The following is a 13,331-nucleotide window of genomic DNA, read 5'->3' on the forward strand; positions in this document are numbered from 1 at the left end:
GTCAGGCGCCCGGCATCGCCAGCGAATGGCCCAGGCGGCGGCCGTAGTCGACCACGGCCCGCCCTTGCGGAAGACGCGCCTGCTCATAGGCGGCGAGCGCCTCGTCCAGCGGCAGGCGCGCGAGCATGGACGCCAGCGTCATCGCGTCCCCCGCGGCCTTGGCCACGCCCATGGCGGTGTGCGGCCGCGCGATGAAAGCGGCATCGCCGAGCAGGACCATGCGGCCGTTGACCATGCGCGCGCTTTCATAGTCGTAGATCGGTTGCACGAACGGCTGCGCTTCGGCGGCTACCGCGGCGGCGAAGGGCGGCGGCAACTTGGCCTGCGCATCGGCGACCAGGGTGTCGCGCAGTGCCTGCGGCAGTTCGCCCGGCCCCAGCGACAGCGCGCCGGCATGGCGCGCCTGGCCGAGCAGCTCGCGCAAGACCTCCGCTCCCAGTGGGCGATACCACACCCAGTTGTAGCGGCGCTCGCCGGGCGCCGTCTGGCCGTCGGCGCCGGGCACGAGATAGCCCAGAGCATGAGAGCCGGGCCCCAGGTGGAAGGCCATGCGGTCGAACAGCACCTGTGCCGCGGCGGCCGGCATTTCCCGTTCCGGGATCAGGCCGCGCCAGGCGACGTAGCCGGCGTACGCCGGGTGGCTCGGCGCTGCGGCGTTGACGGCATCGCGCGTGATGGATGCCTGGCCGTCCGCGCCGATCAGCAGGTCGAAGGCGAGCGTGCGGCCATCGTCCAGCGTCACCCGGGCAGCGTCGGCATTGGCCGCGGCCGTGCGCACGGTCGCACCGGTGAGGTACTGCGGCGCGGGCAGCAAGCGGCGGAAGCCGTCGTAGAGCGAATCCCACGACATCTGCATCTGCCGGCGCGCCTCGCGCGAAACGATCCGGCCGGCGCGGTCGAGCGCGATGCGTTCCTCCGCCCAGACGCCTTGCTCGGCCAGCGCTTCGAGCCCGACCTGGCGCAGGATGCGCAGGACCTGCTCCTGCACCACCAGCCCGGCGCCGCGGCGGGCCAGGCCGTGGCGCGCGCGCTCCATCACCGTGACGTCGTGTCCTTGCCGGGCCAGCAGCACCGCCGCGAACAGGCCGCCGACGGAGCCGCCCGCGATACCGATGCGCAGGCTCACGACGGCTCCCCCTCGTGGGCCGGCGCGGCTGCGTGACCCTGGCGCCGTTGCAGCAGGCTCAGGGCGAGCGCGGCGGCGGGCAGCACGCCGCCCAGCACGGCCACACCGGTCCAGCCGTAGCGGTTCCATGCGGTCGCGCCGGCGAAGGAACCCAGGGCGCCGCCGATGAACATGGTGGTCATGAACAAGGTATTGAGGCGGCTCTTGTATTCCGGGTGCAGGCCGTAGATGACGTGCTGGTTGGAGACCAGGGCGATCTGCACGCCGAAGTCCAGCACCACCACGCCCACGATCAGCCCCCACAGGCCAGGCCAGGCGCCGAAGATCAGCCAGGCCAGGATCGTCGCTGCCGCACCCGTCGCGATCACCGGCGCCGGTCCCTTGCGGTCGGCGACGCGCCCGGCCAGCGGCGCCATCGCCACGCCCACGGCACCGACGATGCCGAACAAGCCCGCCGCGGCCGCGCCCAGATGCAGCGGCGGCTGCGCTAGGCGCGCGGCCAGTGTGGTCCAGAAGGCCGAGAACGAGGCGAACAGCAGGGCCTGGATCACGGCGGCGCGGCGAAGCACGGGTTCGCTGGTCCAGAGCCGGCGCAGCGAGCCGAGCACCTGGCCGTAGCGCAGCGGTTCGCGCGGATGGTGCGCAGGCAGGGTGCGGCGCATGAGTGCGGCGCCGATCACCGCCACGGGCACGGCGAGCCAGAACATCGCGCGCCAGCCGGCAGTGCTGGAAACGGCGCCGGCCACGGTACGGCTGAGCAGGATGCCGGTGAGCAGGCCGCTCATCACCGTGCCGATCGCGGCGCCGCGTTTCGCGGGCGACGCAAGGATGGCGGCGAACGGCACGATTTGCTGCGCGACCGTGGCGGCGGCGCCCACCAGCACCGATGCCAGCGCGAGCGTCGCCAGGTTCGGCGCGATCGCCGCGACCACCAGGGCCAGGGCGAGCACCAGGAACTGCGCCACGATCAGCCGCCGCCGCTCCAGCATGTCGCCCAGCGGCACCAGGAACAGCAGGCCGGCGGCGTAGCCGAGCTGGGTCACGGTGGGAATCCAGCCGCTGGCGCGCGGATCGTGCAGGTTCTGCCCGATCACTTCGAGCATCGGCTGGTTGTAATAGATGTTGGCGACGGCCAGCCCGGCCGCCAGGGCCATGGCAAAGAGCGTCGTCCGGGACAGCGCCGGGGCGTGATGCGTAGACATGGGGAATTCCGCGTGAGGAGGGACGCTGCGCATGGTAGGCGGCGCCCTCCGGTCGCGATACGCGGCGCCGGGGAACTTCACTCATTCCACGGGGGAATGTCTTGCGTCAGCCGAGCCGCGAGGGCGGGCGGACGTGGCGCCCGCCCTCGCGTGCAAAGTTTCAGAGCGTGAATTGGGCCGCTACGGGGAAATGGTCGGAGGGGTAGCGGCCGTCCTTCGAGGTGGTGACGGTGCGCACCCATTCGGCCTTGGCGCCGCGATAGAGGATCCAGTCGATCTGCACCGTGGGCTTGCCGGTGAAGTCGTGGAAGGTCTTCGCCGGCCCTTCCTGCTTCGGCGCGGTCTGCCATGCGTCTTTCAGCGAAGCGGTGAGGACGGCGTGGGCCTGGCTGGTCGGTTCGGTATTGAAGTCGCCGGTGAAGATTACCGGCACGTCTTGCGGCAGCTTCGCGATCCAGGCGGCGATTTCCTTCGCGCTGCGCGTGCGGGCATCCTCGTCCTGGTCACGGTAGGGGAAATGCGTGTCGAGCAGATAAAAGCGCTTGTGGTCGTCCAGGCGTTCGAACAGGGCCCAGTTCACCATGCGCGGGAACACATTGCCCCAGGTGATGCTGCCGGCCTTGTCGGGCGTGTCGGACAGCCAGAAGTCACCGGACTCGACGAGCTTGAGCCGGTCCTTCCGGTAGAAGATGCCCATGTGTTCTTCGGTGTGCTTGCCGAAGCGATCGCGGCCGAACCAGGTGTATTCCGGCAGCGCGGCGACCGTTTCGTCGGCCTGCTGCTTGAACAGCTCCTGCGTGCCGATCACGTCCGGATGGATCTGGCGGATCGTGTCGGCGAACAGCGCGCGCCGCTTGTCCCAGGCATTGGGTCCGTCCTGAGCATTCAGGGTGCGGACGTTGAAACTCATCACCGTGAGCTCTCCCGCCATGGCGGGCAAGGCGAGGGCGGCGAGGGCGAAGGACAGGGCAAGGCGGGACCAGCGGTTCATGGATGCTCCGGTGTTGCGGGTAGACGGCCGACTATAACGGCGCGATCGTGACAGTTGTCGCGAGCCGGTGGGCATAAGTGATCACGCGGAGAGGATGGCGCGAGCATACGCAGCGGTACGCATCGCGCGGACCGCCACCGTGCAAACCAGTTCGCGATTTATTTCGATGCGGCTTACTTCGATCGCAGGAATCGCAGCGCTGCCTGCTCCAGCTTCCGCCGCTGGTTGCCCAGGGTGGCCGGCACGCACTGTTGAAGGCTGCCGTCCTCCCAGCCTGAGAGCGCGCGCGGATGGATGTACGAAGCGCGGCAGACGGCCGGCGTGTTGCGCAACAGGCTCGCCACTTCGCAGACGACCTGCCGCACGGATTCCTGTCGCGCGCGCTGGCTCTCTCCGAGCGGTATGCCGGCCAGCAGGCCGATGGCATGGACCGTGCCGGCCCAGGTGCGGAAATCCTTGGCGGTGAAGTCGCCGCCGCTGGCCTCGCGCAGATAGTCGTTGACCATGCCCGAGTCGATGGCGCGGACCTGGCCGTCGTCGTCCAAGTACTGGAACAGCCGCTGCCCGGGGAGATGCTGCAAACGGCGCACCAGGCGCGCGAGGCGCTGATCGTTCAGGACCACCTCGCTCTGCTTGCCGCTCTTCGCGCGGAAGCTCAGGCGAAGCCGGCCGGATTCGACGCGTGCGTGGCGCGCGCGCAGCGTCGTCAATCCGTAGTTGCCGTTTTCCTGGACGTAGCTTTCGTTGCCCACGCGGATGTGCGTACGGTCGAGCATGCGCACGACCAAGGCGAGGACTTTCTCCTTGGGCCAGCCGGACCGGGCGAGGTCCGCGCTGACTTTCCGCCGGATGCGCGGCAGGGCCTTGCCGAACGCGCAGATGTGCACGAACTTGCCTTCGTCGCGCACGCGCCGCCAGCGCGGGTGATAACGGTATTGCTTGCGTCCGCGCGCATCGCGTCCCGTGGCCTGCAGGTGGCCGCGCGGGTGGGCGCAGATCCAGACATCGACGTAGGCGGGCGGAATGGCGAGGCGGCGGATGCGCTCCAGCTCGGCCGCATTCGTGACGCGCCGTCCGCGCGCGTCGACGTAGAAGAAGCCTTTGCCGCGCCGTCGCCGCCGCAGGCCAGGCTCGTCGTCGCGTACGTAGATCAGGCCCTCGGCCTTGGCGTCGGCTTCCGGCGTCGAGGAGGGCGGCGCACTTCGGCTCGTCATGCGGGCCATGCTTCCAGTGCGTCCGTGAATCGCGCGGTGGATGCGCGTGAATCCGGCGGCAAGGCGCCTGCTGCGAGGCGAGGTCGAGCATGGCTCGCATGTGGGTGCGAGGGTCGCGTGCACGTCGCGCACACATTTTCTCTCCATCGATTTGCCGCTGCGCTAACAAGCATGCACACGTCGCTTAATGGACGTTCCAAACTAGCTTTTGTCTTCCGTAATTTTCACGGTCGAGGCACGCGCCGATGCTTACAACCTCATGCGTCGCCATGCAGCGGCAGGAGGAAAACCATGGACAAGAATCGCATCGAAGGTACCAAGCACCAGGTCAAGGGCGCCATCAAGGAAGGCGTCGGCAAAGTCACCGACAATCCGGTGAAGGAAGCGGCCGGCAACCTCGAAAAGAACGCCGGCAAAGTGCAGAAGGAAATCGGCAAGGAAAACGATCGCCAGCGCGATCTCGACCGTCATCACTGATCAGCGGGAGGGCGGGGCGGCGCGTGCCGCCGCCTCGCCGCGACGGGACGTCACAACGCCCTGTCGGGTAAGTGGCCGTCGGGGTCTTGTCCGGGGGAATCCCGGCTTTCGATCTACCCGAAAGTTTATTGCCACGGCCATCATCGACGACTAGCATGGCTGCGCCATTCCTGGCCGGGCGATTCCCATGAATGCTTCGCAAGAGTTCCTTCAACTCTTTGCGGCAGTCCAACAGCTGCGTGCACGCCAGACGCCCGAACCGGCGGCGCTGGCCACCATCGTGCGTACCCAGGGGTCGACCTTCCGTCGCGCCGGCGCGAGCATGCTGGTGCATGCCGACGGCGAGGTTACCTGCGCCCTGGCGGGCGGTTGTCCGCAACGCGACATCGTGTTGCGCGCGCAACGCGTGATGGAAGCGCGCGCCGCGGCAGTAGTGCCCTACAACCGCGAATCGAACCTCGATCTGCTGATGGAAGTGGGGTGCGGCGGCGAACTGGACGTGCTCATCGAGCCGCTGGTCCAGCCGCGCGACTTCCATTTCCTGGACGAGCTGGCGCGCTTGCACGATGACCGTTCCCACGGGACCGTCGCCACGGTGTTTTCGCGCGATGACGCGGCGCCGATGCCGCGGCCGTGGCGGCTGATCCGTCACGCCTCTGGGCGCTGGACCGATATTCCGTCGTCGGCGCTGGCCGAGCGCATCGATGCGATGGCCGAAACAGCGAACAGCGGAACGGCCTTCGTCGAACGCGCCGAGGTCGACGGCTCGCCGCTGGAAGTCCTGATCGAACCGTGGCGGCCGAAACCGGCGCTGGTCATCGTCGGCTACGGCGAGGGCGCCGTGGCGCTGGCGCGGCTGGCGCGCGGACTGGGCTGGCAGGTCGCCGTGGTCGATCATTTGCCGGCCACGCCCATGCCGCCGCGGCTCGATGGCCTGGCCAGCTGGCTGCATGCCGCGCCCGAGGCGCTGCCGCGGGCGTTTCCCTTCGACCGGCGCACCGCGGTGGTCGTCATGACCCATCATGCGGAGCGCGACCTGGCCTATGTCAGGGCGCTGGCGCCGCTGTCCCTCGCTTATCTTGGCGTGCTCGGTTCGCGCGAGCGCGCGCGCCGCATCCATGACGCCGTCCCGCAGACGGCGACCGCGATCCATGCGCCGGCCGGCCTGGATATCGGTTCGGAGACGCCGCAGGAGATCGCGCTTTCCATCGCGGCCGAAATCATGGCCGCGCTGAATGCCGGATCAGGGCGGCGGCTTAGCCACGTGCGAGGTCCCATCCACGCATGAACCGCGGCCGCGCCATCGGTGTCGTGCTGCTCGCTGCCGGCGAGGCCTCGCGCTACGGCGCGGCGAAGCAATTGCTCGTCGTCGACGGCGAGCCGATGGCGCGCCGCATGGCGCGCGCCGCGCTGGCGGTGTCGCCCTGGGTGACCGTGGTGATCGGCGCGCATGGCGAAGCGGTCGCGCACGCGCTGCATGGTCTCGCGGCGGAAACGGTGCTCCACGCCCGGTGGCCGGACGGCATGGGCAGTTCGCTGGCCTTCGGCGTGCGGCATATGCGCCGGCGCCGCGCCGCGCTCGATGCCATCGTCATCTGCCTCGCCGACCAGCCGGCCATCGGTGCGACGCATCTGCGCGCGCTGGTTGCAGCGTCGGAAGCCGCGCCCGCATCGATCGTGGCGTCGGCCCACGGCGATGGCGTGCAAGGCGCGCCCTGCCTCTTCCCGGCGCGCTTCTTCGACGAACTGGAAGCGCTGGACGGGCCGGAAGGTGCGCGCCGCCTGCTGCTTCGCCATGCCGGCGAGGTGCATGGCGTGCCCATGCCCGAGGCCCGGATCGACATCGATACACCGCACGACTACCGCCGCTGGCAGGCCGCCCATGCCGGATAGCGCACGTCGTCGCCCATTCACCACGCCCATGCCAACGCGGAGGCAACCATGTTCGTCTTGAACGTCAACGGAGAATCGAAGTCGGTCGAGGTTCCGGACGACATGCCCCTGCTGTGGGTGCTGCGCGACGTGATCGGATTGACCGGCACCAAGTTCGGCTGCGGCATCGCCCAATGCGGGGCCTGCACCGTGCACCTGGACGGCGCCGCCGTGCGCTCATGCGTGCTGCCCGTGGCCGCGGCCGTGGGCAAGGCCATCACCACCATCGAGGGTGTCGGCGCCACCGCCGTCGGCAAGAAGGTGCAGCAGGCCTGGCTGGACATCGAGGTGGTGCAGTGCGGCTACTGCCAGCCGGGCCAGATCATGTCGGCCACCGCCTTGCTGGCCGCGACGCCGGAACCGAGCGATGCGGAGATCGACGTGGCGATGGCGGGGAACATCTGCCGCTGCGGCACCTACGTGCGCATCCGCGATGCGATCAAGCAGGCGGCCACCGGCAAGAAGCTGGTGCCGCAGACCCTTCCGAACGAAGCGCCGGCATCCACGGCCGCCGTCTTGCCGTTCGTCCGCGTGGAGGGCGTGGCATGAACCAGCGACCCGATCTGCCGTTCGGCGAAGACGGCCCGAAGAACCCGTCGCGGCGCCAGGCGCTGAAGATGGGCGGATTGGTGGTGGCGTTCCTGTGGCTCGGGGGCGGCGCGAAAGTGCTGGGCCGCGTGGTGGCCGGCCGGATCGAGGCCGGCGATGCCGCGTTCGCGCCCAATGCCTTCATCCGCGTCGGCACCGACGGCGCGGTGCAACTAGTGATGCCGAGCATCGAGATGGGGCAGGGCGCCTACACCGGACAGGCCACGCTGCTGGCCGAGGAAATGGATCTGGGGCTGGACCAGATCACCGTCGAGCATGCGCCGCCCAATCGCAAGCTCTACGCCAATCCGCTGCTGGGCGAGCAGGCCACCGGCGGCTCGACCACGATCCGCTATTGCTGGACCACCATGCGCCAGGCCGGCGCCGCCGCGCGCACCTTGCTGGTCAACGCGGCGGCCGCGCGCTGGAAGGTGGACCCGGCCGAGTGCACCGTGGCGCGCGGCGTCATCCATCACCAGGGCAGCGGGCGCAGCGTGGGCTACGGCGACGTCGCCAACGCCGCGGCGCAGCTGCCGGTGCCGGAAAAGGTGAAAGAGAAGGACGCCAGCGCGTTCGCGCTGATCGGCAAGCCGATGCGCCGCGTCGACACGGCGGGCAAGGTGGACGGCTCGCTGCCGTTCGGCATCGACATCCGCGTGCCGGACATGAAGATCGCCACCGTGCGCGCCTGCCCCGTGTTCGGCGGCAAGCTGGTGTCGGTGGACGAAACGCGCGCGAGGCAGGTGCCCGGCTTCGTCGCCGTGCTGAAGCTCGACAATGCGGTCGCCGCGGTCGGCGAACATTTCTGGGCCGCCAAGCAGGCGCTGGAGGCGCTGGACATCGTCTGGGACCACGGCCCCAACGCGCACTTTTCCACCGAGCAGCTGTTCAAGGACCTGGCGGACGCATCGAAGAACGGCACGCCCATTCTTGGGCGCGAAGTGGGACACGTGGACGGCGCCAAGGGCAAGGTGATCGAGGCGATCTACGAGCATCCGCTGCTGGCGCATACCACCATGGAGCCGCTGAACGCCGTGGTCCACGTGCGCCCCGACGGCTGCGAGATCTGGACCGGCACGCAGGTGCCGGCGCGCGGTGTGGACGTGGCGGCGAAGATCACCGGGCTGCCGCCCGAGTCCATCGTGCTGCACAACCAGTACATGGGCGGCGGCTTCGGCCGGCGCCTGTTCGAGGACCCGATCGAGCAGGCCGTGGCCTTCGCACGGCAGGTGGGCTACCCGCTGAAGGTGGTGTGGACGCGCGAGGAAGACCTGGCGCAGGACCGCTACCGACCTGCCTACTACGACCACATTTCGGCCACGCTCGATGCCGACGGCAAGCCCGTGGCGTGGCGGGACCGCGTGGCCGGTGCGTCGGTGCTGGCGATCTTCGCGCCGGCCGCGATGGGCAAGAACGGCCTGGATTCCGACACCGTCGAAGGTGCCGACCAGCCGCCTTACGACCTGCCCAACCTCAAGGTGGAATGGGTGCGGCACGACATGCCGGCGGGCCTGCACGTGGGCTGGTGGCGCGGCGTGGGGCCGACCCACAACATCTTCACCGTCGAGGGTTTCGTCGACGAGCTGGCGTTCGCCACGGGCAAGGATCCGGTGGAGTACCGCCGCGGCCTGCTCAAGAACAACCCGCGCGCGCTCGCCGTGCTGAACCTGGCCGCGGAGAAGGCCGGCTGGGGCAAGGACAAGCTGCCGGCGCGGGTCGGACGCGGCGTCGCGCTCGCGGCGCCGTTCGGCAGCTATCTGTGCGTGATCGTGGAGGCGGAGGTCTCGCCGCAGGGCGAGGTGAAGTTGCGGCGCGCCGTCGCCGCGGTGGACTGCGGCGTGGCGGTCAACCCGAACACGGTGGAAGCGCAGGTGCAGGGTGGCCTGATCTTCGGCTGGAGCACCGCGCTGTACAGCGGCATCACCATCAAGAACGGCGTGGTGGAACAGCGCAATTTCAATGACTACCGGATGATGCGCATCAACGAGACGCCGCCGGTCGAAGTGCACCTCGTCGACAGCAAGGAAACGCCCGGCGGCATCGGCGAGACCGGCACGGTGATGGCGTTCCCCAGCTTGATCAACGCCATCCATGCCGCCACCGGCGTCAGGCTGCGCAAGTACCCGATCGATCGCGCCGCCCTGGTGCAGGGGGGCGAGGCGCTGAAGGCCGTGGTGACCGACGCGCGTGACGAAGCCGCCGCAGCGGCGAGGGGGCAGGCATGAAACTCGTACGCGCCATTCTTGCGCTGGTGGCCATCGTGATCGTCGGCTTCGTGGCCTTCGCCATCTACGCGTGGCTGACCGTGCGCGACGGCAAGGAAACCCAGGCGCCGCAGCCGGCCGCCGCCGGCGCGCCGGCCAGCCTCACGGACCCTGTGGCACGCGGCGAATACCTCACGCGCGCGGCCGATTGCGCGGCTTGCCATACGGTGCCCGGCGGCAAGCCGTTCACCGGCGGCGTCGCTTTCAAGATGCCGTTCGGCACCATCTATTCGACCAACATCACGCCGGACCAGGACACCGGCATCGGCGGCTACAGCGATGAGGCCTTCGTGCGCGCCCTGCATGCCGGCGTGCGCAAGGACGGCCAGCCGCTGTACCCGGCGTTTCCGTACACCTCTTATACGGCGTTGAGCCGCGACGACGTGCTCGCCATCAAGGCCTACCTGTTCAGCCTGCCGCCGGTGAATGCGCCGGCGCGGCCGAACGAGCTGTCCTTTCCCTACAACCAGCGCTGGGCGCTGGCGATGTGGAACGCGCTGTTCCTGCGCAAGGAACGCTTCCAGCCGGTCGAAGGCAAGCCGGAGGCGTGGAATCGCGGCGCTTACCTGGCCACCGCGCTCGGCCACTGCGGCGAGTGCCATACGCCGCGCAATGCGCTGTTCGCGATGAAGTCCGGCCAGGCGCTGTCCGGCGAGGTGCTGCAAGGGTGGCGCGCCTACAACATCACCTCCGACAAGACCTACGGCATCGGCAGCTGGACCGACCAGCAGATCGCCGACTACCTCTCCAAGGGTCATGCGACCGGCCGGGGCACGGCGTCGGGCCCGATGGGCGAGGCGGTGGAGCACAGCCTGCGCTACCTGACCCCCGAGGACATCGGCGCGCTGGTCGCCTACCTGCGCGAGGTCAAGCCGCAGCAAGGTCCTTCCGGCAGCGAAGTGAACGAGCGCCCGCCGCTGGCGCTGGCCTCGACGGCCATGGCGCCGGGCGCGGCCGAGCTGGCCCAGGGCGGCCTGGGCCAGCATCTGTTCCAGGGTGCCTGCGCGGCCTGTCATCTGTGGAACGGCCAGGGACGCCAAGGCGAGGAGGCAGCGCTGCTGGGCGCGCGCTCGGCGAACGACCCGGAGGCGCACAACCTGACGCAGGTGATCCTGCAGGGCGCGCAGGGGCCGCATGGCGCGTTCATGCCGTCGTTCGGGCGGGCGTACACTGACGCGGAAGTCGCGGCGCTGGGCAACTTCGTGTTGACGCATTTCGGCGGCAAGCCAGCCGCGCTGACCGCCGACGAAGTGGCCAAGCGACGTTCGCCTTGAGTGTGCATGGCAGGTGATGGGCGGCATGTCACGGAACCGCGCGGCGAAGGCTTGGTGTCCCGGGGCGTCAACGACCATACTGGTGGCCATGCGCCGCCGGGGCCGATCTGGCGCCACGGCGGCATGAAGGCCGTTGAGCGCGCCGCGCCCGGACCGGGTGCCGGTCCGCAGTCCCGAGGAAAACAGAACGCCGTGTCCGTGGTCAGCAGCTCTCCGCCAGAGCGGGAAAACATAGCGCCGCTGCCGTCGCCGGGCGCCGGGACACCGTTGGCCGACCGTTATGGGCGCCGCTTTCCGTATCTGCGGCTGTCGGTCATCCCGGCCTGCAATTTCCGCTGCACCTACTGCCTGCCCAACGGTTATCACGCGGCGCCCGGCGCCGCCTCGCCGCTGGGCCTGGCCGAGATTTCGCGCCTGCTGCGCGGCTTCGCCCGGCTCGGCATGCACAAGCTGCGCATCACCGGTGGCGAGCCCTCCGTGCGCCACGACCTTACCGAGGTGCTGCGCACCGCGGCGGCGGTGCCGGGCGTGCGCAAGCTGGCGATGACCACCAATGGCACGTTGCTTTCGCGCCGGCTGGGCGAATGGATGGACGCTGGCCTCAACGCGATCAACATCAGCGTGGACAGCCTCGATCGCGCCAACTTCGCGCGCATCACCGGGCAGGACCGGCTGGACGACATCCTCGCCGGCATCGACATGGCGCTCGCCGCGGACCTGCCCGCAGTGAAGCTCAATGCGGTGCTGCTGCGCGACGTGAACGACGGCGAGCTGCCGGCCTGGCTGGACTACCTGCGCGACCGCCCGGTGGGCCTGCGCTTCATCGAGCTGATGCAGACCGGCGACAACCTCGCCTTCTTCCGCGATCGCCATGTGCGCGCCGAAACGCTGGAGAGCCGGCTGCGCGACATGGGCTGGGAAGCGCTGCCGCGGGCCGAGGACGCGGGGCCGGCGCGCGAATATCGGCATGCCGATTACGCCGGCCGGATCGGCATCGTCGCGCCATACTCAAAGGACTTTTGCGCCGGCTGCAATCGCCTGCGCGTCACCGCCACCGGCGATCTTCGCCTGTGCCTGTTCGGGGAGTTCGGTATTCCGTTGCGGCCGTTCCTGCAGGACGACGGCCAGCTCGACGATCTGGTGCGCGCCATCGGCGGCCAGATCGGCCAGAAAGAGCGCACGCACCATCTGCACGAAGGCCGTACCGGCATCACCCCCCACCTCGCATCCACCGGAGGCTGATTCATGCCCGAGCGCGACACCCGCGCGCCCGCTCCCGCGGCTCACTTCCACATGGCCGACGTACGCCGCAAGCGCGCCACTGCGCGCCGCGCGGTCGCGGTCGGCGAACTGCATCCCGGCAGTGCCTACGAAGACCTCGTCGAAAAGCGCCTGCCCAAGGGCGACGCCATCGCCATGGCCGAGATCGCCGGCCTGCAGGGTGCGAAGAACGCCTCGCAACTGATGCCGCTGTGCCATCCGCTGCCGCTGGAATACATCGAACTGCGCTGCGAGCCCGTGCCGGAGCGCCGGGTCATCCGTGTCTATTGCGAAGTGGCCACCTTCGCCCGCACCGGCGTGGAGATGGAGGCGCTGGCCGGCGTCAATGCCGCCTTGCTCACGCTGTACGACCTGACCAAGCCGGTGCAGCCGGCGCTCACGCTCGGCGGGATCCGGCTGCTGTTCAAGGAAGGCGGCAAGAAGGGGCTGTGGCTGCATCCGGACGGCATGAGCGATGCCGAGCGCGCGCATTACCGGCCGCGCGCGACAGCGCGGCTGGAAGGCGCGTCCGCCGCGGTGATCACCTTGAGCGACCGCGCCAGCCGCGGCGATTACCAGGACACCGCCGGTCCGCTGCTGGTGCAGCGCCTGCGCGATCTCGGTGCGGACACGGACAACGCCGAACTGCGCCCCGACGAACCCGAGCCGCTGGCCGCGCGCCTGCGCGAACTGGCCGAGGCCGGCACGCGACTGGTGCTGTGCACAGGTGGCACGGGCCTCGGTCCGCGCGACCGTACGCCCGAGGCACTGGCGTTGGCGGCCGACCGCCACGTCGACGGCATCGGTGAGCTGTTCCGCAGCGAAAGCAGCCAGCACACGCCGCTGGCCTGGCTGAGCCGCGCGGACGCGGTGCTAGTGAAGGACACCCTGGTGATCGCGCTGCCTGGCAGTGCGAAGGCGGTGGCCGAAGGCATGGACATCCTGGCGCCGATTCTTTCGCACGCACTGAGCATGGCGGCGGGCGGAGGCCACGCATGAGCCA

General features: G+C 69.5%; 12 protein-coding genes. 8 read left to right on the forward strand and 4 right to left on the reverse strand.

Annotated features, from left to right (window positions below):
- Position 1 precedes the first annotated feature (1 nt).
- From RKE25_RS12140 to RKE25_RS12155, 4 genes are all read right to left on the reverse strand, one after another.
- Entirely contained in the window at positions 2–1,126 is a 1,125-nt protein-coding gene (locus RKE25_RS12140; RefSeq protein WP_311838361.1) for an FAD-dependent monooxygenase, read from the reverse strand.
- Complete coding sequence (locus RKE25_RS12145) at positions 1,123–2,328, reverse strand: MFS transporter (RefSeq protein ID WP_311838362.1); 1,206 nt, start codon at positions 2,326–2,328, stop codon at positions 1,123–1,125. Before RKE25_RS12145 ends, RKE25_RS12140 begins: the two co-directional genes overlap by 4 nt.
- Before the next feature lie 160 nt (positions 2,329–2,488).
- Positions 2,489–3,319 (reverse strand): endonuclease/exonuclease/phosphatase family protein, encoded by an 831-nt coding sequence (locus RKE25_RS12150; RefSeq protein ID WP_311838363.1) that lies wholly within the window; start codon positions 3,317–3,319, stop codon positions 2,489–2,491.
- A gap of 173 nt (positions 3,320–3,492) precedes the next feature.
- Positions 3,493–4,533 (reverse strand): DNA topoisomerase IB, encoded by a 1,041-nt coding sequence (locus RKE25_RS12155; RefSeq protein ID WP_311838364.1) that lies wholly within the window; start codon positions 4,531–4,533, stop codon positions 3,493–3,495.
- A gap of 291 nt (positions 4,534–4,824) precedes the next feature.
- Here RKE25_RS12155 and RKE25_RS12160 point away from each other — a divergent pair, with 291 nt between their 5' ends.
- From RKE25_RS12160 to moaCB, 8 genes are all read left to right on the forward strand, one after another.
- Positions 4,825–5,010, forward strand: a complete 186-nt coding sequence (locus RKE25_RS12160) for a CsbD family protein (protein ID WP_311838365.1) — start codon at positions 4,825–4,827, stop codon at positions 5,008–5,010.
- Between the two features lie 187 nt (positions 5,011–5,197).
- Complete coding sequence (locus RKE25_RS12165) at positions 5,198–6,298, forward strand: XdhC family protein (RefSeq protein WP_311838366.1); 1,101 nt, start codon at positions 5,198–5,200, stop codon at positions 6,296–6,298.
- A complete protein-coding gene (locus tag RKE25_RS12170) occupies positions 6,295–6,903 on the forward strand; it encodes a nucleotidyltransferase family protein (protein WP_311838367.1) in 609 nt (202 codons plus the stop codon). Before RKE25_RS12165 ends, RKE25_RS12170 begins: the two co-directional genes overlap by 4 nt.
- A 48-nt stretch (positions 6,904–6,951) precedes the next feature.
- A complete protein-coding gene (locus RKE25_RS12175; protein WP_311838368.1) occupies positions 6,952–7,491 on the forward strand; it encodes a 2Fe-2S iron-sulfur cluster-binding protein in 540 nt (179 codons plus the stop codon).
- Positions 7,488–9,755: a xanthine dehydrogenase family protein molybdopterin-binding subunit gene (locus RKE25_RS12180; protein ID WP_311838369.1), complete on the forward strand. Its 2,268-nt coding sequence runs from the start codon at positions 7,488–7,490 to the stop codon at positions 9,753–9,755. Before RKE25_RS12175 ends, RKE25_RS12180 begins: the two co-directional genes overlap by 4 nt.
- A complete protein-coding gene (locus RKE25_RS12185) occupies positions 9,752–11,068 on the forward strand; it encodes a cytochrome c (RefSeq protein WP_311838370.1) in 1,317 nt (438 codons plus the stop codon). The genes RKE25_RS12180 and RKE25_RS12185 overlap by 4 nt, the downstream gene beginning before the upstream one ends.
- Before the next feature lie 240 nt (positions 11,069–11,308).
- Positions 11,309–12,310 carry a GTP 3',8-cyclase MoaA gene (moaA, locus tag RKE25_RS12190; RefSeq protein WP_311842384.1) on the forward strand — a complete coding sequence of 334 codons (1,002 nt, stop codon included), beginning with the start codon at positions 11,309–11,311 and terminating at the stop codon, positions 12,308–12,310.
- Between the two features lie 3 nt (positions 12,311–12,313).
- Positions 12,314–13,327, forward strand: a complete 1,014-nt coding sequence (gene moaCB, locus RKE25_RS12195; RefSeq protein ID WP_311838371.1) for a bifunctional molybdenum cofactor biosynthesis protein MoaC/MoaB — start codon at positions 12,314–12,316, stop codon at positions 13,325–13,327.
- Positions 13,328–13,331 lie beyond the last annotated feature (4 nt).

It is taken from the genome of Dyella sp. BiH032 (genome assembly GCF_031954525.1).
Classification (GTDB): domain Bacteria; phylum Pseudomonadota; class Gammaproteobacteria; order Xanthomonadales; family Rhodanobacteraceae; genus Dyella_D.

What these genes read in the sequence shown, in the direction of transcription:
- RKE25_RS12145 (WP_311838362.1), bottom strand. Translation starts at nt 2,328, where the DNA reads ATGTCTACGCATCACGCCCCGGCGCTGTCCCGGACGACGCTCTTTGCC.
- RKE25_RS12150 (WP_311838363.1), bottom strand. Translation starts at nt 3,319, where the DNA reads ATGAACCGCTGGTCCCGCCTTGCCCTGTCCTTCGCCCTCGCCGCCCTC.
- RKE25_RS12155 (WP_311838364.1), bottom strand. Translation starts at nt 4,533, where the DNA reads ATGACGAGCCGAAGTGCGCCGCCCTCCTCGACGCCGGAAGCCGACGCC.
- RKE25_RS12160 (WP_311838365.1), top strand. Translation starts at nt 4,825, where the DNA reads ATGGACAAGAATCGCATCGAAGGTACCAAGCACCAGGTCAAGGGCGCC.
- RKE25_RS12165 (WP_311838366.1), top strand. Translation starts at nt 5,198, where the DNA reads ATGAATGCTTCGCAAGAGTTCCTTCAACTCTTTGCGGCAGTCCAACAG.
- RKE25_RS12170 (WP_311838367.1), top strand. Translation starts at nt 6,295, where the DNA reads ATGAACCGCGGCCGCGCCATCGGTGTCGTGCTGCTCGCTGCCGGCGAG.
- RKE25_RS12175 (WP_311838368.1), top strand. Translation starts at nt 6,952, where the DNA reads ATGTTCGTCTTGAACGTCAACGGAGAATCGAAGTCGGTCGAGGTTCCG.
- RKE25_RS12180 (WP_311838369.1), top strand. Translation starts at nt 7,488, where the DNA reads ATGAACCAGCGACCCGATCTGCCGTTCGGCGAAGACGGCCCGAAGAAC.
- RKE25_RS12185 (WP_311838370.1), top strand. Translation starts at nt 9,752, where the DNA reads ATGAAACTCGTACGCGCCATTCTTGCGCTGGTGGCCATCGTGATCGTC.
- moaCB (WP_311838371.1), top strand. Translation starts at nt 12,314, where the DNA reads ATGCCCGAGCGCGACACCCGCGCGCCCGCTCCCGCGGCTCACTTCCAC.